Annotated in this window: 18 protein-coding genes; 10 read left to right on the top strand and 8 right to left on the bottom strand. The window is 62.8% G+C overall.

The window, feature by feature from the left end:
• Positions 1 to 59: 59 nt before the first annotated feature.
• The 4 genes from GRI59_RS09905 to GRI59_RS09890 all read left to right on the top strand — a co-directional run bounded on the left by GRI59_RS09905 (position 60) and on the right by GRI59_RS09890 (position 4,238).
• The gene (locus GRI59_RS09905) at positions 60 to 1,223 is read left to right on the top strand and encodes an acyl-CoA dehydrogenase family protein (RefSeq protein ID WP_160761012.1); all 1,164 of its coding nucleotides are present in this window, start codon (positions 60 to 62) and stop codon (positions 1,221 to 1,223) included.
• Positions 1,224 to 1,339: 116 nt separating this feature from the next.
• The gene (locus GRI59_RS09900) at positions 1,340 to 1,639 is read left to right on the top strand and encodes an FtsB family cell division protein (protein ID WP_160761011.1); all 300 of its coding nucleotides are present in this window, start codon (positions 1,340 to 1,342) and stop codon (positions 1,637 to 1,639) included.
• Positions 1,640 to 1,841: 202 nt separating this feature from the next.
• Positions 1,842 to 2,855 (top strand): pyruvate dehydrogenase (acetyl-transferring) E1 component subunit alpha, encoded by a 1,014-nt coding sequence (gene pdhA / locus GRI59_RS09895; protein WP_237440823.1) that lies wholly within the window; start codon positions 1,842 to 1,844, stop codon positions 2,853 to 2,855.
• A 3-nt stretch (positions 2,856 to 2,858) separates the two neighbouring features.
• Positions 2,859 to 4,238 carry a pyruvate dehydrogenase complex E1 component subunit beta gene (locus tag GRI59_RS09890; protein ID WP_160761009.1) on the top strand — a complete coding sequence of 460 codons (1,380 nt, stop codon included), beginning with the start codon at positions 2,859 to 2,861 and terminating at the stop codon, positions 4,236 to 4,238.
• Between the two features lie 30 nt (positions 4,239 to 4,268).
• On the opposite strand, the gene GRI59_RS09885 is transcribed toward GRI59_RS09890, so the two are convergent.
• The 3 genes from GRI59_RS09885 to GRI59_RS15820 are packed head-to-tail and all read right to left on the bottom strand — an operon-like array spanning position 4,269 to position 7,578.
• Positions 4,269 to 4,958, bottom strand: coding sequence for a TadE/TadG family type IV pilus assembly protein (locus GRI59_RS09885; RefSeq protein WP_160761008.1), 690 nt, complete (start codon positions 4,956 to 4,958; stop codon positions 4,269 to 4,271).
• Complete coding sequence (locus GRI59_RS15825) at positions 4,955 to 5,572, bottom strand: TadE/TadG family type IV pilus assembly protein (RefSeq protein WP_337190256.1); 618 nt, start codon at positions 5,570 to 5,572, stop codon at positions 4,955 to 4,957. Before GRI59_RS15825 ends, GRI59_RS09885 begins: the two co-directional genes overlap by 4 nt.
• Positions 5,569 to 7,578: a pilus assembly protein TadG-related protein gene (locus tag GRI59_RS15820; protein ID WP_160761006.1), complete on the bottom strand. Its 2,010-nt coding sequence runs from the start codon at positions 7,576 to 7,578 to the stop codon at positions 5,569 to 5,571. Before GRI59_RS15820 ends, GRI59_RS15825 begins: the two co-directional genes overlap by 4 nt.
• 338 nt (positions 7,579 to 7,916) lie before the next feature.
• On the opposite strand from GRI59_RS15820, the gene GRI59_RS09870 reads away from it, so the two are divergent.
• Both GRI59_RS09870 and GRI59_RS09865 read left to right on the top strand, forming a co-directional pair.
• Positions 7,917 to 8,456, top strand: coding sequence for a hypothetical protein (locus tag GRI59_RS09870; RefSeq protein ID WP_237440765.1), 540 nt, complete (start codon positions 7,917 to 7,919; stop codon positions 8,454 to 8,456).
• Between the two features lie 99 nt (positions 8,457 to 8,555).
• A complete protein-coding gene (locus GRI59_RS09865; RefSeq protein ID WP_160761615.1) occupies positions 8,556 to 8,963 on the top strand; it encodes an EF-hand domain-containing protein in 408 nt (135 codons plus the stop codon).
• A gap of 3 nt (positions 8,964 to 8,966) precedes the next feature.
• On the opposite strand, the gene trmFO is transcribed toward GRI59_RS09865, so the two are convergent.
• Positions 8,967 to 10,352, bottom strand: coding sequence for a methylenetetrahydrofolate--tRNA-(uracil(54)-C(5))-methyltransferase (FADH(2)-oxidizing) TrmFO (gene trmFO, locus GRI59_RS09860; protein ID WP_160761004.1), 1,386 nt, complete (start codon positions 10,350 to 10,352; stop codon positions 8,967 to 8,969).
• Between the two features lie 77 nt (positions 10,353 to 10,429).
• Between trmFO and GRI59_RS09855 the strand changes: the two genes are divergently transcribed.
• Positions 10,430 to 11,095 carry a lysoplasmalogenase family protein gene (locus GRI59_RS09855; RefSeq protein ID WP_160761003.1) on the top strand — a complete coding sequence of 222 codons (666 nt, stop codon included), beginning with the start codon at positions 10,430 to 10,432 and terminating at the stop codon, positions 11,093 to 11,095.
• Here GRI59_RS09855 and gyrA read toward each other — a convergent pair.
• Positions 11,088 to 13,898 (bottom strand): DNA gyrase subunit A, encoded by a 2,811-nt coding sequence (gyrA, locus tag GRI59_RS09850; RefSeq protein ID WP_160761002.1) that lies wholly within the window; start codon positions 13,896 to 13,898, stop codon positions 11,088 to 11,090. The two genes, GRI59_RS09855 and gyrA, sit on opposite strands and share 8 nt — an antisense overlap.
• Positions 13,899 to 14,218: 320 nt before the next feature.
• On the opposite strand from gyrA, the gene GRI59_RS09845 reads away from it, so the two are divergent.
• From GRI59_RS09845 to GRI59_RS09835, 3 genes are all read left to right on the top strand, one after another.
• Positions 14,219 to 15,574: a hypothetical protein gene (locus GRI59_RS09845; RefSeq protein WP_160761001.1), complete on the top strand. Its 1,356-nt coding sequence runs from the start codon at positions 14,219 to 14,221 to the stop codon at positions 15,572 to 15,574.
• A 140-nt stretch (positions 15,575 to 15,714) separates the two neighbouring features.
• Positions 15,715 to 16,674, top strand: coding sequence for a lipoyl synthase (gene lipA, locus GRI59_RS09840; RefSeq protein ID WP_160761000.1), 960 nt, complete (start codon positions 15,715 to 15,717; stop codon positions 16,672 to 16,674).
• Positions 16,674 to 17,135 (top strand): type II toxin-antitoxin system RatA family toxin, encoded by a 462-nt coding sequence (locus GRI59_RS09835; RefSeq protein WP_160760999.1) that lies wholly within the window; start codon positions 16,674 to 16,676, stop codon positions 17,133 to 17,135. The genes lipA and GRI59_RS09835 overlap by 1 nt, the downstream gene beginning before the upstream one ends.
• On the opposite strand, the gene GRI59_RS09830 is transcribed toward GRI59_RS09835, so the two are convergent.
• Genes GRI59_RS09830 through GRI59_RS09820 form a run of 3 tightly spaced genes read right to left on the bottom strand, consistent with a single transcriptional unit; the run spans position 17,096 to position 19,366 of the window.
• On the bottom strand, positions 17,096 to 17,608 hold the full coding sequence (locus tag GRI59_RS09830; RefSeq protein ID WP_160760998.1) for a CinA family protein: 513 nt from the start codon (positions 17,606 to 17,608) through the stop codon (positions 17,096 to 17,098). The genes GRI59_RS09835 and GRI59_RS09830 overlap by 40 nt on opposite strands.
• Before the next feature lie 7 nt (positions 17,609 to 17,615).
• Entirely contained in the window at positions 17,616 to 18,197 is a 582-nt protein-coding gene (locus GRI59_RS09825; protein WP_160760997.1) for a hypothetical protein, read from the bottom strand.
• Positions 18,194 to 19,366, bottom strand: a complete 1,173-nt coding sequence (locus GRI59_RS09820) for a bifunctional 2-C-methyl-D-erythritol 4-phosphate cytidylyltransferase/2-C-methyl-D-erythritol 2,4-cyclodiphosphate synthase (protein WP_160760996.1) — start codon at positions 19,364 to 19,366, stop codon at positions 18,194 to 18,196. Before GRI59_RS09820 ends, GRI59_RS09825 begins: the two co-directional genes overlap by 4 nt.
• Positions 19,367 to 19,408: the final 42 nt, after the last annotated feature.

Here is a 19,408-nt window from a genome sequence, read left to right as displayed (position 1 = left end):
GGACTTGGCCGCGGGGAGCGGGCAAGCCTCCCGCCAATAGCAGGAGAGAAGGCTTGTCGATGTCCCGTCACGAACCCGAGGAAATCACCGAAATCCGGCGTGCGGTCCGCAGCCTGTGCGATGGTTTTCCGGGGGACTATTGGCGCGCCAAGGATGCGGTTCGGGCCTATCCTGCGGAGTTCGTCGACGCGCTGACCAAGGCGGGCTTCCTCGCCGCTCTGATCCCAGTTGAACACGGAGGCAGCGGTCTCAGCTTGGAGGCGGCCTGCGTGATCATGGAGGAGATTCAGGCCTCGGGGTGCAACGGCTCCAGCGCCCATGCGCAAATGTACATCATGAACACGCTGCTGCGGTACGGCTCGGAGGCGCAGAAGGCGGCCTATCTGCCGCGCATCGCTAGCGGCGAATTGCGGTTGCAGGCGTTTGGCGTCAGCGAGCCAACCAGTGGCACCGATACCCTTAGCCTGAAGACCCGCGCAGTCCGGGATGGTGACGAGTATGTCATCACCGGCCAGAAGATCTGGACCAGCCGCGCCGAACATTCCGACCTGATGCTGCTGCTCGCCCGCACCACCCCGCGCGAGGATGTGGCGAGTAAGACAGAGGGGCTGTCGATCTTCCTCGTCGACATGCAGGCCGCGCTGGCGTGCGGCATGTCGGTCAAGCCGATCCGCACGATGATGAACCACTCGTCCTGCGAAGTGTTCTTCGACGACCTGCGCATTCCCGCATCGGCGCTGGTGGGCGAGGAGGGGAAGGGCTTCCGCTACATCCTGTCGGGGATGAACGCCGAACGCATCCTGATCGCCGCCGAGTGCATCGGCGATGCCAAGTGGTTTATCGAGAAGGCGACGGGCTATGCCAAAGACCGCTCTGTCTTCGCACGGCCCATCGGCCAGAATCAAGGTGTTCAGTTCCCGATCGCCCGTTGTTACGCGCAGATGCGCGCCGCTGAGCTGATGGTGTACCATGCCGCGCGGGTTTACGATGAGGGCGGCAATCCGGGCGAGGAGGCCAACATGGCCAAGTTGCTCGCGTCCGAAGCCAGCTGGGCCGCAGCCGACATGTGCGTGCAGACCTTCGGCGGCTTCGGGTTCGCCGAAGAATATGATGTCGAGCGCAAGTTTCGCGAGGCGAGACTCTACACCGTGGCGCCGATTTCAACCAACCTCATCCTCTCCTACCTCGCTGAACACGTGCTGGGGTTGCCGCGAAGCTACTGAAACCTGCAATCCCCAAGGAATTGCAAGCATTGTGTCCCATTGTGTCGCATTATTCTTGCAGAGGCCGAGCAGATATGATTCTGTTCGATTTAACGGACGAGGGATCATTCGCGGCGATGCGCAAACCAGGATCTGAAAACAGGCTGAAGCGGTTTGGCGCCTTGGGTGCCTTGCTGCTGCTGACGGGCGTGGCTGTGGCCGGTCCGACGGGCCTGCTCGCCTGGAGCGAAAATGCCGCCGCGCTCGAAGTGCGCGAGAGCGAAATCGCCAAACTCACCGCCAAGCGCGATGCACTGCGCAACCGCGTGATGCTCCTTGATCCTGAAGCCGCTGATCCTGATCTGGCCAGCGAGCTGGTGCGCGATCAGCTTGGCGTGATGCGCGAAGATGAGGTCGTGATCACGCTCGAAGACTGACTTCGGGTAGCCGGCTCGGCTCACCTGATTTCGTATGCGTGAGCGATTACCGTTACGGCTTGGCGTTGCGCGGGCCTTATCTCCCTGCCTATAGAGCCACGATGCGCTTCTCCTCCCCATGAGTGCGCCAGAGAGAGGGATACTTGTCTTGGCCAAACAGCCTGCAAAGAAGTCCGCAACCGCTGCGGACGACGCCGATTTCATGCTCCACTCGTTGCAAGCCGCCTTCGAGGCCAAGAAGCGCTATGACGCTTCGCCGGAAGAGATGCTGGAGTTTTACCGCCAGATGCTGCTGATCCGCCGGTTCGAGGAAAAGGCCGGCCAGCTTTACGGCCTCGGTCTGATCGGCGGTTTCTGCCACCTCTATATCGGCCAGGAAGCGGTCGCGATCGGGTTGCAGAGCGCGCTGGATAACGAGCGCGACAGCGTCATCACCGGCTACCGCGATCACGGCCATATGCTCGCCTACGGGATCGATCCCAAGGTGATCATGGCGGAGTTGACCGGGCGCGAAGCCGGGATTTCCAAGGGCAAGGGCGGGTCGATGCACATGTTCTCGACCGAGCATAAGTTTTATGGCGGCCACGGCATCGTCGGCGCGCAGGTGGCGCTTGGCGGGGGCCTTGCGCTCGCCCACCAGTACAACAATGACGGCGGGCTGTGCCTGGCCTATTTCGGTGACGGCGCGGCCAACCAGGGTCAGGTGTATGAGACCTTCAACATGGCGGCCTTGTGGAACCTCCCCATCGTCTTCGTGGTTGAGGACAACCAATACGCGATGGGCACCGCAAGTTCGCGGTCGTCGGCCGAAACCCGGTTCCACCGCCGCGGCACCGCCTTCCGCATCCCGGGGATGGAAGTGAACGGCATGGACGTGCTCGAAGTGCGCGCGGCGGCCGAAGTCGCTTTCGCCCATGTCCGCGCGGGCAAGGGCCCGGTGCTGATGGAGTGCAACACCTATCGCTATCGCGGGCATTCGATGTCCGATCCGGCCAAGTACCGCACCCGCGAGGAAGTGCAGGAGCAGCGTGACCACCACGATCCGATCGAGGGGCTGAAGAAGACCCTGATCGAAGCAGGCAAGACCGAGGACGATTTGAAAGCGATCGACAAGGCGATCCGCGCCGAGGTGGCATCCGCTGCTGACTTTGCGGAAACCTCGCCCGAGCCCGGTGCAGCCGAACTCTACACCGATGTTCTGGTGGAGGCGTATTGAGCCATGGCGATTGAACTGAAGATGCCGGCGCTGTCGCCGACGATGGAACAGGGCACGCTCGCCAAGTGGCTCAAGCAGGAGGGCGACCGGATCGAACCGGGCGATATCCTCGCCGAGATCGAGACCGACAAGGCAACGATGGAATTCGAAGCCATCGACGAAGGCGTGCTGGAGAAGATCCTGGTCGCAGCCGGGACGGAAGATGTCGCGGTCGGCGCAGTAATTGCGCTGATCGCCGGGGAAGGGGACGAACCGTCTGCGGCGCCCGCACCCACTCCGGCCGAGGCGGAAACACCCGCTGCTGCGCCAGCGTCTGTGCCCGAACAGGCTCCGGCGCCCAAGGCAGCGGCCCCAGCGCGCGCCCCTGCGGCTGCTGATCCCGCGATCCCTGCCGGAACCACCCTCACCAGCACCACAGTGCGGGAAGCTTTGCGCGATGCCATGGCCGAGGAAATGCGGCGCGACCCGCGTGTCTTCGTGATGGGTGAGGAAGTGGCCCAGTATCAGGGCGCCTACAAGGTCACCCAGGGACTGCTGGCGGAGTTCGGTCCCAAGCGCGTGATCGATACGCCGATCACCGAATACGGCTTTGCCGGGATCGGCACGGGCGCGGCGATGGGCGGACTGCGCCCGATCGTCGAATTCATGACCTTCAACTTTGCGATGCAGGCGATCGACCACATCATCAACTCTGCGGCCAAGACGAACTACATGTCCGGTGGCCAGATGCGTTGCCCGATCGTGTTCCGCGGCCCCAACGGCGCGGCCTCCCGCGTCGGCGCGCAGCACTCGCAGAACTACGGCCCGTGGTATGCCAGCGTCCCCGGCCTGATCGTGATCGCGCCATTTGACGCGGCCGATGCCAAGGGGCTGATGAAAGCCGCGATCCGCTGCGAAGACCCGGTCGTCTTCCTCGAAAACGAGCTGGTCTATGGCCGCAGCTTCGATGTGCCGGATATGGATGATTACGTCTTGCCCATCGGCAAGGCGCGGATCATGCGCGAAGGCAGCGATGTGACCATCGTCACCTATTCGATCGGGGTCGGCATGGCGCTCGAAGCGGCAGCAACGCTGGCGGATGAAGGTATTGATGCCGAAGTGATCGACCTGCGCACGCTGCGCCCGCTCGACAAGCAGACCATGCTAGATAGCCTCGCCAAGACCAATCGGCTCATCGTAGCCGAGGAAGGTTGGCCGACCTGTTCGATCGCAAGCGAAATCATCAGCATTTGCATGGAGGAAGGCTTCGACCACCTCGATGCGCCAGTGCTGCGGGTGTGCAACGAAGACGTGCCGCTACCCTATGCTGCCAATCTCGAAAAGCTCGCGCTGATTGATCCGGCCCGAATTGCGGCTGCAGCGCGCAAGGTCTGCTACAAGTAACTGATGACGGCATGAACCGCCCGGCCTTGGTTAGGTCGGGCGGGCTGCCGAAAAGACGTTGCAACGCGCCACCGGGCCACCAGCGTAAAGCCGGGTCAGGTCGCGGTTGTCGCGGACGTTGAATGCAGCGGTGTACACAATGCGGCGGTTCTCAAAAACGGTGATCGGTGTGATCGGCTCGTAATCGAACGCCACTTCCACAAACATCACGGCGGTGCCTTGTGATGCCGTGATATAACGCCCGGGCACACCCATGCCGGGGAAGCTGGTTCCCGACGCGCCGTTGCCTTCAACCCCGAAGCTTGAGGCATGAGCGACCGCTCCGCGGCACCGCTGCCAGGCAATCCACTGACCGCCCTGAGCATTGCGCTGCAAGCTGGAAATGATGACCCGTGCGTTGTTGTAAAAGTCGAGGTTCTGGCCGAGCTTTTCCGCACCGATCAGAGTTTCGGCGACGTCGCGCTCAAACACTTTGCGCGCGGTCAGCACGTCCTGTTCGCCCACGCGTGAAGCGTTGTCGGCGACCTGCATCGCGATTTGGCTGATCTGCATATGCGTGATCACGAGAAAGGCCGTATCAGTGCCGAGCATCCCCATGCCGAGCACCAGCGGTGCAGCAAAGGCAAACTCGATCAACGCAAGGCCGGATGTGTCACCCGAAAGCCGACGGGCAAGGCTTCGCACGCGGCTACGCAGCGGTTTCCTCGTGGTGTTGGTCATGTGCAATTTCCCGGAGTGGTGACACGGTCATTCTGTTCGTCGAACGGCTGATTGCGCAGCACGGTCGATGCCTCAAGCGTGACGGTGTCCGACAAGCCAGCCATGCCGTACATCGGAAACAGGCGAGGGTAGGTGACGGTAGCGGTGTAGAGCACCACATCGCGCGCGCCGCCGATCCCGTCTCTGCCGCGGTCTTCGTCCCAGCTGCCATTCTCGTTGGCATCGATGTAGGGTTCGTTGTTGTTGCAGATGCTGTCGCTGTTCAGGTCGGTGAATTCCTCGGGCTCGCTGACGTCGGCGAATTCGAAAAACGACAGCTTCTCAAGCTCGATCGTCGTGCCTGCGGGCATCACCGTGGTGATCTGATCTGTGACGCGCTGATCAATACTCTCTTGCTGGCTGTTAGCATTCTCCAGCGTCAGGTCGCGTCCCGCTTTCTGCATGGCGCCGTGCAACACCGAGCTCGAGTATTGGGTATGCGCCATGTCGAACAGGCCCATGACCATCAGGAGCAGGACCGGCGCTACGATCGCGAATTCGATCAAGGTCGTGCCGCCGCGATCGGCGTGCAGGCGGCGCAGCAGCGCGCCTGTGCGTGACAGCCGGCCGATCACGAGGTGAGCCTCAGCGCTGCGATCTTCTGCGCGATTTCCTGGAACCGCGCGTTCAGGGTCACGGAGTCGCTGGCCTGGAAGGCACGGCCGGGTGAAGCGCAGTCGATCAGGTTCTGGGTCAGCGCTGTCCCGAAGGCCACCACCCAGACGGTGATGTTCTCCTGCTGGGCAGCGCGGCAGATGGCTTGCAGACGGGCCGCACGCCGGGTCGCTTCGCGCGTTTGATCGCCATTGCCCGTGACGCGGCGATTCCACCATTCAATCCCTTGAGGCGAATAGTTCTCGACGCCGGTGACAAGCACACCGTCCGTCATGAACACGATGTGGCGGGCAATGGCGTCGCCATTCGGCGCGGTGGTGTTTTCGGCGGCGAACATGCCGCGCGGCGATACGAAGCGCGCGCCCCACACCATACCAATGTCGTGATAGGTGTTGCCGCTGGCAGCTAAGCCATTGACGTAGGTTTGCAGAGCAGTGCGGTCGATTTCGGCCAGCTTGCGCGCTGCCGCAGGGCAGACCCAGCCGGGACGGTCCTGAGTTGTCGACAATCCGGCGGCGATCCGGTCCGAATCGGTTACCTGGTTCGTAGTCCGGTTTCCGGTGCCATCGCGGCGCTCATAAGCCGCAGTGTTGAGCGCCGGCTTCCACTTCTGCGATTCGTTTGCCGGCACCAGATTGATGTTGAGATCGTGGGCCGCGGCAGGAATGGGGCTGTAATTGCCGGTGGTGTCCATCCACACCGGCTCTTCGACGCAGCCGCTCCAGGTCTGGGTTGTCATTGCGCCATTGGTACCGACCGGGATCTGGAGCGTGTTGGCGGCATAGATCGATGCAAGGTTGACCGATTCCCAACCAGCAGGGCTGCGGGGCGGGTTGTTGACGTTGCACGGATTGGATGTTCGTGGCGTGACCTCGCAATAAATCCATTCACGGAACTGCGGGATCACGTCAGCGGCGGTCGCAAGTCGGGTCTTGCGCACACGCCCATAGCAACCGGCACGCTCGTTCGAGTTGCCGCCCGACCATTGCCCAGTGACTATCTGAGGTGTGGCAAACACTTGCCAGCTCTGGGTCTGGCCGCTGACCGTCACGTTACGTGTGCCAGGCAGAGTGGTCTGGCAGAAGTTGCGCGCGGTGGTTCCGTTAGAACCATCGGTGCGGAAGCGGTAGTGATCGGTGTTGCTCGAATTGAAGTTGTTGGTCGCACGCGGCAACCATTCGCTTTGATCCGAGATCAGGATCGTTTCACCGACTTGATCGACGTCAGGATTGCCTGAATTCGGGAACGGCGCAGGATTGTACCGTGCCACGCGCGTCTGGTAGCTGTGCGTGTCAGCCATATAGGCGCGCGGGATCGAGAAGCCGACATTGACCTGCTGCGAATAGGGCACAAAGCCATAACGCACCTGCGCGCTGGTGGAGGTTGCCGCTTCCACCGTATCGTAGAAGTTCATCACCGCGCTGCGCAGCGCGACGATCTTCGAGCTGGAGTTCGAATTGCACTCATTGCCGTTGGGGCACTCCGACATGGAGCCCGTAACGTCGAGCACGAACATGATGTCGGAGTTGGAGATGTTTATTTCAGCGGTGCAGCTGACCTCGATGGCGAATTCGGTGTAGCCAAATGCGCCCATGATTGTCGTCGGCAAGGTCGCGCTGGCATCGCCGAACACGACGCCGTCACCGTCAGTAGTAAAATCGCGGGTGCGGTTCTCGGTACCAAAAATGCCGTCGTTGAAGTTCTGATCGAAGAAGTTGAGCCCAATCGTGCGATGCGCTGATGTGAACGTGTCATTCGTCATCGCGCGCCGCGCTGCGAGTGCGCCTGCGTCACACGCGGCCTGCATACGTGCAGCGGTCATATAATAGCGGCTCGCATCGACGCCGCCGCCCACCATTGCCATGATCGGAACCATCGCCGCGGCTGAAATCACGAGCGTGTTGGCGGTCTTGTCGCGCACCAGCTTGCGCATGAACGACATATTGGCCTGCTTTTCTCGCCCCATCACTTAGGTGCCCTTCCCCTGATGTCCGCACGGAATTACCGCGGACAATCCAGATGCAGCCTTCGCCCTTAAGTCGTTCTGGTAAGCGGAGTGCGAAAAGACCTGGTTAACAAAGTCCTAATGACAGGTTTAGCGCTCCCCGAAATGGTGACGTCCCGGGCCGGGACAGTTTGCTTGCCAAGTGTGCAAATGCTTGGCTAGGCGCTGGAAGCGTGACGAACGAGACCCCCGAACCCCTATCTCCCGAAGCAGAACTGGCCCTTGCGTGGAGCAGTCCAAAGGTTCGCGGGCCGTTAAGCATAGCTCTTCAGCTTGACCGGCGGCTGGCGCGGATCGTGATGCGTACCAGCGAGCCGATGCTGGGTCAGATGCGGCTGGCGTGGTGGCGTGACGCTCTTTCCAAACCTGTGGCGGAGCGTCCGCGCGGCGATGTCGTGCTCGATGGAATTGGGCTCCACTGGGCTGGGAGTGAGAGCGCTCTGGTAGCGATGGTTGATGGGTGGGAAGTGCTAGTGACCGCCGACCGCTTGGGACAGGGCGAAGCCGCCGCTTTTGGCACGGCCCGCGGGGCGTTTTTCGCGGCACTGGCTTCGGATAGCTCCGCCGCATTGGTCACGCGTTTGGCTACAGCAGGATCGCGCTGGGCGATGGCCGATGCCGCAGCTGCTGTTTCGGACGAGAGCGAGCGCGCCGCATTGATCGCCGCTGGCCTTTCAACGTTACAGGGCGAGACGGTCACGCGCTTTCCGCGAGGTTTGCGCGGGCTCGCTGTCCTCGACGTGCTGGCACTGCGCGCGCTTCATCGGGGTGGGCGACCACTTATGGAGGGGAGGGGGGCCTCACTCGCGGCGCTCAGGGGTGCTATCTTTCTGAACTGATTGGGTATATTCGCGCAGGGGTATTCAGCAAAAGGGGGCAGACCTTTGCGACAAGCCGCGTTGGGAGGGGTGGGGGCCTTGGCCCTCGCTGGGATTGGAATGTTCTGGTGGCAGGGCCGCGCGGCGGTCGAACAGAGTGCACCGCCGCCTCCGGTGGCTGCGCCTGCGCCAGACCCTGAGGCGCTCCCCATTGCCGATCCCGGTAGTCTGACCGGCCCCGCACCGCCCGAGATGAGCGACCTCAGCCGCGAGGAGCAGCGGTTCTTCCGCTATGATCGCAACCGCGACCGGCTGATCACCCGGAACGAAATGCTCAGCACCCGGACGGAGGGCTTCCGCGCGCTCGACAAGGATGGCAACAATCTGCTGACCTTTGAGGAATGGGCGGTGTCGACGGTCAACCGGTTCGAGAAGGCCGATGGGGATGGCGACGAACGCCTGACCCCGCGCGAATTCGCGGCGACTGCGCCCAAGCCTGTGGCGAAGAAGCCTGCCTGCAAATGCTGAGTTTCAGGCGGGTAAGGCCTCGCGGGTTTCGCTGATCCAGCGTGCGAGGTCTTCCTTGGCGCGGCCGGTATATGCCTCTTTGCGGACCTTCTTGCCGATGTCGTGAAGCGGTGGGAACAGGCCGAAATTTACGTTCATGGGCTGGAAGGTCTCCGCCTCGGCATCGCCAGTGATATGGCTCAGCAGCGCTCCCAGCGCCGTAGTGGCGGGAAGGGGCCGCCAATCGTGTCCGGCGATCTCGGCAACGGTCATCATGCCAGCGACAAGACCAATTGCCGCGCTTTCGACGTAGCCCTCGCACCCCGTCACCTGCCCGGCAAAGCGGATATGCGGCGCAGCGCGCAACCGCAGCTGGCGGTCGAGCACCTGCGGCGAATTGAGGAAGGTGTTGCGATGCAACCCGCCGAGCCTGGCGAATTCAGCATTCTCCAGTCCCGGTATGGTGCGGAACAGCTCGATCTGCGCGCCATATTTGAGCTTGGTTTGGAAGCCGACCATGTTCCACAGCGTGCCCAGCTTGTTGTCCTGGCGCAGCTGCACCACGGCATAGGGCCAGCGGCCTTGCGGAAATTCGGGGGTGGTATCGAAGGGATTATCCAGCCCGACGCCCTTCATCGGGCCATAGCGCAGCGTCTCCCAGCCGCGTTCGGCCATCACTTCGATCGGCATACAGCCGTCGAAGTAGGGCGTGTCCTTTTCCCATTGCTTGAACTCGGACTTTTCACCTTCCATCAGCCCGCGATGGAAGGCGCGGTATTGCTCCTCGTTCATGGGGCAATTGATGTAATCGCCGCCTTCGTTCGAGGCCTCGGTGCGCTTGTTCCAACGCGATTGAATCCAGCACTTCGACATATCGATGCTGTCGCGGTGGATGATCGGCGCAATGGCATCGAAGAACGCAAGCCGCTCGGCCCCGGTGGCGCGCACGATGCTGCCCGCCAGCGCTTCAGCCGTCAGCGGCCCGGTGGCGACAATGGTGAGACCTGCGTCGGGAAGGGCGTCGACCCGCTCGCGCACGATGGTGACATTAGGGTGGCTGGAGAGCGCCTTTTCGACCTCGGCGGAGAAGACATCGCGGTCCACAGCCATCGCGCTTCCCGCTGGCACCCGTGCGACATGGCCAGCGCGCATCACCAGGCTGTCGAGCTCGCGCATTTCGTGATGCAGCAGCCCGACGGCGTTCTTGGTGTCGTCGTCCGAGCGGAACGAATTGGAGCATACCAGTTCGGCCAGCCCATCGGTCTGGTGCGCCGGGGTCATTTCTCCGCTGCCGCGCATCTCCGATAGACGCACTTTCACACCGCGCTGGGCGAGCTGCCAGGCAGCCTCACTCCCGGCGAGGCCGCCGCCAATGATGTGCACATCGTGATTTGTCGGGTTTCCGGTCATGGCAGGGCAGGTAATTGCGTGATAGCTCCGCGGCAAGCCCCAAGGGGCGCGGCACATCCGGCAAGGGAAGGGCGGACATGGCAAAGCAGGCGCTGATCGAACAAAGGCCGTGGCTGCTGGCGAGCATCACGGCGGCGACCGCGTTCTATTTTCTGAGCGACAATCCGGTGTTCGAGGGCACTTGGGGCCTGCTCGCCAAGGGTGCTTCGGTGGGGCTATTGGCGCTCTATGTGCTCTTGCGTCTGCCGCATGGTCGTCGGGGACTGGACGGTGCGCTTGTGGTCGCAATGCTGGTGCTGGCGGCGGCGGGCGATGTGGCGATTGAGCTGGATTTTTTTATCGGCGGCGCGTTCTTTGCGGCGGCGCATTGCGTGTCGGCGGGGCTCTACCTCCGCAACCTGCACAAGCGCCCTTCGCCAACGCAGAAGCTGACCGGCGCAGGGCTGCTGATAGGCACCCCGCTTGTGAGCTATTTGCTGAGCGGCGATGCGCAGATCGCGATTTATGCCAGCTTCCTCGGCGCAATGGCTTCGGCGGCGTGGATGAGCCACTACCCGCGCTACCGCGTTGGCACCGGGGCGCTGCTATTCGTGCTCAGCGACTGGCTGATCTTCTCGCGCATGGGCACGTTCGATCTGGCGCCGCTGCCCGATCTGTTGATCTGGCCGCTTTACTATGCCGGGCAAGTGATGATTGCGACCGGCATCGTGCAGTGCTTGCGGGGCGAACAACCCGTCAGGTGACGGGCGGCTCGCCCGCATCAGGCGCCGCATTCATTTCGGCGGCAATTGCTTCCTCGGCCGGGTTTTCCGGCTCGGTTGTCTCGTCGATCAGCGCGGCACCAACGATGTGTTCGTCCTTGGCAACGTCGAAGATGCGGATGCCCGAAGACCCGCGCCCGGAAATCGAGAAGCCCTTCAGGCTTTCGAACCCGCCTTCGATCATGTGCCGCAGATCGATGCCGAGGCGGATCAGCTTGGCCTGATCCGTCACCAGCATGAGCTGCGATCCATGCTTGACCGGGAAGCTGGCGACGACCGGGCCGTTGCGGTCCGGGTTGCTTTCAGGAGTGCCGATATTGGTGATGCCCTGACCCCCACGCGAGGTGGTGCGGTATTCGTAAGCCGAGGAAATCTTGCCATAGCCATTGGCGGTGATGGTGAGAATGAACTCTTCGCCTTCCGCCATGGCAGCCACTTGTTCGGCGGGCAGAGTGGAGACGGCGTCGTTGTTTTTCCACGCGGCGGCGCGCAGATACGCCTCGCGGGTTTCCATGTCGGCGGTGAGCGGATCGAGCACTGCCATGCTGACGACCTTGCCGCCCTTCTTGAGGCTCATCCCGCGCACGCCGATGCCGGTACGGCTCTTCGTCTCGCGCGCATCGGTGGCCGAGAAGCGGATCGCCTTGCCGGTATCGCTGGCGAGGAAGATTTGCTGGTCTTCCGTCAGCAATTGCACCCCGATCAGCCGGTCGCCCGAGCCTTCGACGAAGCCCATCGCATATTTGCCCGCGGTGGGGATATTGGCGAAGGCGTCCATCGAGTTGCGGCGGACCATGCCCTGCTCGGTCGCGAAGACGATGTTGAGGTTATCCCACGAGGCCTCGTCCTCGGGCAGCGGCAGCACGTTGGTGACGCGCTCCTCGTCGCCCAAGGGCAGGAGGTTGACCATCGGGCGGCCCTTGGTCTGCGGCCCGCCTTCGGGCAGCTTCCACACCTTCATGCGATAAACGCGCCCGGTGTTGGTGAAGAACAGCACCGGGTTGTGGGTCGAGGTGACGAAGAGTTCGACCACCGCGTCCTCGTCCTTGGTCGCCATGCCGGAGCGGCCCTTGCCGCCGCGCGCCTGCGCCCGGAAGGTGTCGAGCGGTGTCCGCTTGATATAGCCGCCGTGGGTGACAGTGACGACCATGTCTTCGCGCTCGATCAGGTCTTCGTCTTCAAGGCCATCCCAGGCGGGGGCGATTTCGGACAGGCGCGGGGTGGCGTAGGTCGCGCGGATTTCAACCAGTTCCTCGCGCATCAGGGCATAGAGCTTCACCCGGTCAGCGAGGATCGAGAGGTATTCCTCGATCGCAACCGATAGCCCTTGCAACTCGCCGCCGATTTCGTCGCGGCCCAGCGCGGTCAAGCGGTGGAGGCGCAGTTCGAGGATCGCCTTTACCTGCCGTTCGGACAAGCGATAGGTTCCGCCTTCCTGATCTGCGGAAGGCTCGATCGCTTCGACCAGCTGAATATACTGCGCTATGTCGCCGATCGGCCATTCCTTGGCGATCAACCGCCGCCGTGCTTCGGCCGGGTTGGGGGCGCTGCGGATCATCGCCACCACCTCGTCGAGGTTGGAGACCGCCACCACCAGGCCGAGCAAGATGTGCGCCCGCTCCCGCGCCTTGGCGAGTTCGAATTTGGTGCGCCGCGTGATCACTTCCTCACGGAAAGTGATGAAGGCGGCGATGAAATCGCGCAGGCGCAGTGTTTCCGGGCGTCCACCACGGATCGCCAACATGTTCGCTGGGAACGAGGATTGCGCCGGTGTGTGGCGCCAGATCTGATTGAGCACGACATCGGGCGTGGCATCACGCTTCAGATCGATTACCACGCGCACGCCTTCACGCGAGCTTTCGTCGCGGATGTCGGAGATGCCTTCGATCCGCTTTTCCTTGGCGGCATCGGCGATCTTCTCGACCAGCGCGTTCTTGCCGACCTGATAGGGGATCGAGGTGAAGACGATGCTTTCGCGGCCTTCGCTCTTGGCACCGCGCGTGCTTTCGATCTCGTGTCGGCAGCGCATCAGGATCGACCCGCGCCCGGTGGTGTAAGCCTGCCGCGCGCCGTGCGTGCCGAGGATAAGCGGTGCAGTCGGGAAGTCGGGACCGGGGATGTATTCGATCAGCTCTTCGGAAGTGATCGCCGGGTTGTCCATATAGGCAAAGCACGCATCGATCACTTCGCCAAGGTTATGCGGCGGTACATTGGTCGCCATCCCGACCGCGATCCCGCCCGCGCCGTTGACCAGGAGGTTGGGGAAGCGCGCCGGCAGCACCGTCGGTTCCTTGCGGCTGCCATCATAGTTGTCGGTGAAGTCGACCGTGTCCTTGTCGAGGTCGTCGAGCAGCGAGTTCGCCACCCGCGCCAGACGCGCTTCGGTGTAACGCATCGAGGCTGGCGGATCGGGGTCCATCGAGCCGAAGTTGCCCTGACCATCAATTAGCGGAACGCGCATGGACCAAGGCTGCGTCATGCGTGCCAAGGCATCGTAAATCGCGCTGTCGCCGTGCGGGTGGTAGTTACCCATCACGTCACCGACGATCTTGGCGCTCTTGCGGTACGGCTTACCCGCGACAAAGCCGCCTTCCTGACTGGCGAACAGAATGCGGCGGTGCACCGGCTTCAACCCGTCACGCACATCGGGCAGCGCGCGGGCCACGATCACGCTCATCGCGTAATCGAGATAGCTCGACTTCATCTCATCAACGATGTCGATGCGTTCAAAGCCGCCCATCGGTGCTGGCGCGGGAGAATCGATAATGTCGCTGTCGTCGCTCAAGGTCTGGGCCGTTTCTAATTGTGTTCTGCTGCCGCTGCGGCAGTTCGAGCCCTATCAGGGCCGATGATCCTGCTCTATCTAGGCGCATGCCGGGGCTTTCGCCACCTTGGGCAGGGAACACACCAAGAACCTGCCGCATTTTTCCACATTTGCGGGGCTGATTAGCCGACCGGGGGCTTCGCGGGCATTCAAAGCCCGTTCAGCACGGCATGCCTAGCGGGAATTGCAAATCCCGTGCGAGCCGTTCAAAGGCTCTCCCGGAATTCGGGCAGCGTCCGGGCCGCATCTGGCACGCCGCTGCACTACTTGTGGAGGATGCAGTGACCAATTTGTCTTCGCCCCGTCGCCCCGCTAGCTTTGCGCGCCAGCTTGCTCTGGCCGTGGCGCTCGCCAGCGGCACCGCTGTGCTCGCCGTTCCGGGCTTCACTGATGCGGCTCACGCCCAAAAGAAGAAAAAGAAGGACGAGCAGGCCCAGGCAGCCGCGCCGGTTTATGCTAAGGAATTCGTGGCCGCTTATACGCCGGTCGAAACTGCACTGAAGGATCCGGCCGTCAATGTGGCTGCCCTGAAGCCACAGATCGAAGCCATCGCGAATATGGCGGCGTCGCCGGACGAGCAGCTTGCCGCTGGCGGTATGCTGTTCAACGCCGGGATCACCGGCAAGGACATGACGCTCCAGCTGCGCGGTGCCGAGCTGATGCTGGGAAGCGGCAAGGTTAAACCCGAAGATACCGGCCGCTTCGCCTTTGTCGCGTCGCAGCTTGCCACGGCGCAAAACCAGTTCGCCAAGGCCGAGACCTATCTGCAGAAGGCGATCGACCTCAACTACAGCGGGCCGAACCTCAGCACTTATGATGTGCGGATGAACATGGCCGAGCTCTACTTCTCGCAAGAGCGTTTTGCCGAAGGCGTGGCCTACATCAGCCAGCTGATCGCGGCCCGCAAGGCCGAAGGCCAGCCGGTCAATCCCAACTGGTATCGCCGCGGGGTGCAGATCGCCTATAACAACGAACTCGTGCCGCAGATCTATGACTTCGTGCAGGGCTGGGTGATCGACGTTCCGACCCCGGAAAACTGGCGCGATGCGGTGAACCTGACGCGCAACCTGAACGATTATGACGGCCCGGTGCTGCTCGACTTGCTGCGTCTCGGCAAGCGGGTGGGGACGCTCAAGGAGAAGAACGACTACGTCTTCTACATCGAGGCTGCCGATACGCGCCGCCTGCCGATGGAAGTGAAGTCGGTAATCGATGAAGCCAATGCTACGGGTGCTATCCCGAAGGGGAGCGATCCGTGGGTGGATGAGCAGCTCGCCACAGCCAACAGCCTGATTGCCGAGGATCGGGCCGCTCTTCCTGCGCTCGAACGTGATGCCAACGCTTCGGCTGCCAAGCTGCGCACCGTGCTGGCGGCGGGTGACACCTTCCTCAGCTACGGACAGTACGCCAAGGCGGCTAGCTTCTACGAGCGCAGCCTGACCATGCCCGAGGTTGATCGCAATCTCGCGCTGACAAGGCTCGGCATCGCCCAGATCGGCGCTGGCAATATCGATGGGGCGCGCGAGACGCTGTCGAAGGTCGATGGTCCGCGCTCGCCGATTGCGAAGTTGTGGAGCGCCTATGCCTCACAGTCGGCTGCTCCGGCCGCGCCAGCCGTGGCCGCCGTTGGTAGCTGATCGCACCGCGCGATAGCCGGATTTAAAAGTTGCGCCGGGCGGTCTGACCGTCCGGCGTTCTTTTTTGGCAGGGGCTATGCTGCAAAATGCAACGAGCGCCGTGCTTGCGGGAGCGGGTTTGCGCGCCTAAATGGCGTGCCATGAACGACCTCGCCAGCACGCCGCAGCCTGCCACACCCGCCGAGCGGCCCGCCCGCCAGCGCAAGCCCGACTGGATCCGGGTGCGCGCGCCCGTCAGCGAGGGCTACAACGAAACCCGCAAGCTGATGCGCGAACTGAACCTCCACACCGTGTGCGAGGAAGCCGCCTGCCCGAACATTGGTGAATGCTGGACCAAGAAGCACGCCACGGTGATGATCCTCGGCGATGTCTGCACGCGCGCCTGCGCCTTCTGCAACGTCAAGACCGGGATGCCCAAGGCGGTCGACCCGTTCGAGCCAGAGAACACCGCGATTGCCGCGGCCAAGATGGGCCTCGAGCACATCGTCATCACCAGCGTCGACCGCGATGACCTTCCCGATGGTGGCGCCTCGCAATTCGTCAAGGTGATCGAGGCGTTGCGCCGCAACACGCCCAACACCACGATCGAGATCCTCACCCCCGATTTCCGCGGCAAGATGCGCCGTGCGGTCGAGATGATCTGCGAAGCGGGGCCGGATGTGTACAACCACAATCTTGAAACGGTCCCGCGCCTTTACCCCACGATCCGCCCTGGCGCGCGCTACTATGCCTCGCTGCGGCTATTGGAAGAGGTGAAGGCGCATAATCCGCTGATCTTCACCAAGTCCGGCATCATGCTCGGGCTGGGTGAGCAGCGGCTCGAAGTCCATCAGGTGATGGATGACATGCGCTCGGCTGAGGTCGATTTCATCACTATGGGACAATATCTTCAGCCCACTCCCAAGCACGCGGCGGTCGAGGAATTCGTCACGCCCAAGGCGTTTTCGGCCTATGGTGCGATCGCGCGGGCCAAGGGCTTCTTGCAGGTCGCGGCCACCCCGCTGACCCGTTCAAGCTATCACGCCGGTGATGATTTCGCGAAGATGCGCGCCGCACGCGAAGAAAAGCTTGCCCGCGCTGGAGCCAAGGCCAAGGCCTGATGCCCGGCATCCGCGAAACCCGCCGCCTGCCCTATAGCGCCGAGCAGATGTTCGATCTGGTCGCCGATGTCGGCCGCTATGGTGAATTCCTGCCTTGGGTGATCGCCACCCGCGTGCGTTCCAACACCGAAACCGAGATGGTCGCTGACATGGTGGTGGGCTTCAAGGCGATCCGCGAAAGCTTCACCTCACGCGTCAAGAAAGTGCGGCCGTTGGAGATCGACGTGCATTATCTGGATGGCCCGCTGAGCGATCTCGACAATGTCTGGACCTTTCGCGCCATAGACGACCATAGTTGCGAGATCGACTTCCTCGTCGACTTCACCTTCAAAAACCGCCTGTTCGAAAAGATTGCTGGGCAGTATTTCGACAAGGCCTTCCGCAAGATGGTCGAGGCCTTCGAAGCGCGCGCTGCGCAGCTTTACGGCAGCAGCAATTCGAGCGCGCAGAGCGTCGCCTGACGGCGGATTTCGGCGCGGCCATCCGGGCCTTCACCGCCGTCGAAGAACTTTAGCTCACCTTCGGGCTCTCCGGTCGCGTTGCGCACGAGCCGGGCAAAGACGACCGTGCCGACCGGCTTTTGCGGCGTCCCGCCGCCAGGCCCCGCCACCCCGCTGATTGCCACCGCCACATCGGCCTTTGAGCGGTCAAGAGCACCTTTTGCCATCGCCCAAGCGCAGGCAATCGAGACTGCGCCGAAGGTTTCGATAATGTCGCGGGCGACGCCCAGCATCTCCATCTTGGCTTCGTTCGAATAGGTCACGTAGCTTCGATCAAGCACTGCCGAAGACCCGGCGATCTCGGTTATCGCCGCAGCGACCAATCCACCGGTGCAGCTTTCTGCGGTCACGACCTTGCGCCCGATCGCGGCGTTTTCGGCCACAACGCGGGCGGCAAGGGCGGCAATATCGTCAGGTAGCAGGGAGAGGGGCATGGCAGGCTTACTTGCGCGCCGTGCCGGCGGTGGCCGAAGCTGCCCCGCAGACCGGCGGGTTCTTGAGGTCGGTCAGTTCGGCGATGAAGGCCACGATTCCACCGACATTCTCGACCGGCATCGGGCTGAAGAGCTCAAGCCCACGCTCGATCTGGCCGCAGGTATCGCCCTTGATCTCGGCTGCGATCATCTGCCCGACGAGGGCATCGACGAAGGGACGCAGCGCTTCTTCAGGCATGGAACCGAGCATTGCGCCCATCTGATCCTGCGAGCCACCTTCGCCGCCGCTCTCCTTGTCCATGAAGGTCTTGAGGAAGCGGAAGGCACCGGGCCAAGCCTTGTCCTGACCGCTGCGGAACTGGCTGATATAGGTCTCGCCCCCGGTTGCCATGAAGCCATCGCGCGACAGGCGGTTGGCGCATGCGGACTGCGCCGCGTCAAAGGCGATCGGCATGACATAAACCACGGCATCCGACAGATCGGCCGGGGCAACACAGGCCTGCTGCTGGGCAAGCGCGGCTTGGGAAGTGGCAAGCGCGGTCAAGGCGAGGGCAGGTGCGATCAAGCGGGTGGGCAGACGATGCTTCATGACGTGGGTCCTTCCGATGCTAGCATGACACAAACGATGGCCTGCGCAGCGATCCCCTCGCCGCGGCCGGTGAAGCCAAGTTTTTCGGTGGTGGTGGCCTTGATGCTGACCGCGTTTTCACTGAGCCCCATCAGCCGCGCCACTTCGGCGCGCATGGCGGGGCGGTGCGGGCCGATCTTGGGCTCTTCGCAGATCAGCGTGAGGTCGATATTGGCGATGGCATAACCTGCCGCGCGGGCGAGGCCGATGGCGTGCTGGAGAAATTGTCCCGATCGCGCGCCGCGCCATTGCGGGTCGCTCGGCGGGAAATGCGTGCCGATATCGCCTTCGCCCACCGCGCCAAGCACCGCGTCGGTGATCGCGTGGAGCGCGACATCTGCATCGGAGTGTCCGGCGAGGCCCTTGTCATGCGGAATCTGCACGCCGCCCAGCCACAGTTCCTCGCCCGGCTCGAGACGGTGGACGTCAAAGCCTTGGCCGATACGGAATGCGGGGGCGGTCATGGGGGCGGCAAAGTCCTCGGCAAAGGTGATTTTCTTGAGGCGTTCATCGCCTTGGGCGAGTGCAACTGAACCATTGCTGGCCATCAGAACCTGCGCGTCGTCGCCCGCATCGGTGACGCCTTGCCACGCGCGGTGAGCGGCCAGGATTGCGTCGAAGCGGAACGCCTGCGGGGTCTGCACGCGGCGCAGGGTTTCCCGCTCAGCCTTGCCGCTCATCACACCGCCATTGTCGACCGCGAGGCTATCGACCACAGGCAGCACGGGAATTGCGCCGGGATGCTCGCTCAAAGCTGTCAGCAGCCGCTCAATCACAGTGTGCGGCAGATCGGGGCGGGCGGCATCGTGGATCAGTACGCTCTGGGGCTTGGCGTCAGCAAGCGCTTCCAACCCGCAGCGGACCGAATCCTGCCGGGTAGCGCCGCCGGTGATAAAGATAACCCCTGAAATTCCTGCCAGCGCTGCCTTAGCATGGTCCTGCGCATCTGCCGCAATCACAGCCACCAACGGATCAGCCCCAGCGGCATTCAGCGCCTCGACAGAATGGCGGATCAGCGCCTTGCCGCGCCAGTTGCGGAACTGTTTCGGCGTATCACCGCCCACGCGCAAACCCTTACCTGCGGCCACCACAATCGCGGCAAATGGGGGGAGGGGAGCGGCGCTGACCATCGGGGGGTTCGCTTAGGGTCTGGACGCGCTTTCGGCAATCCA

The sequence above is a fragment of the Erythrobacter ramosus genome (assembly GCF_009828055.1).
Taxonomy (GTDB): domain Bacteria; phylum Pseudomonadota; class Alphaproteobacteria; order Sphingomonadales; family Sphingomonadaceae; genus Erythrobacter; species Erythrobacter ramosus.
This window is presented reverse-complemented; position numbering and strand designations above follow the sequence as displayed.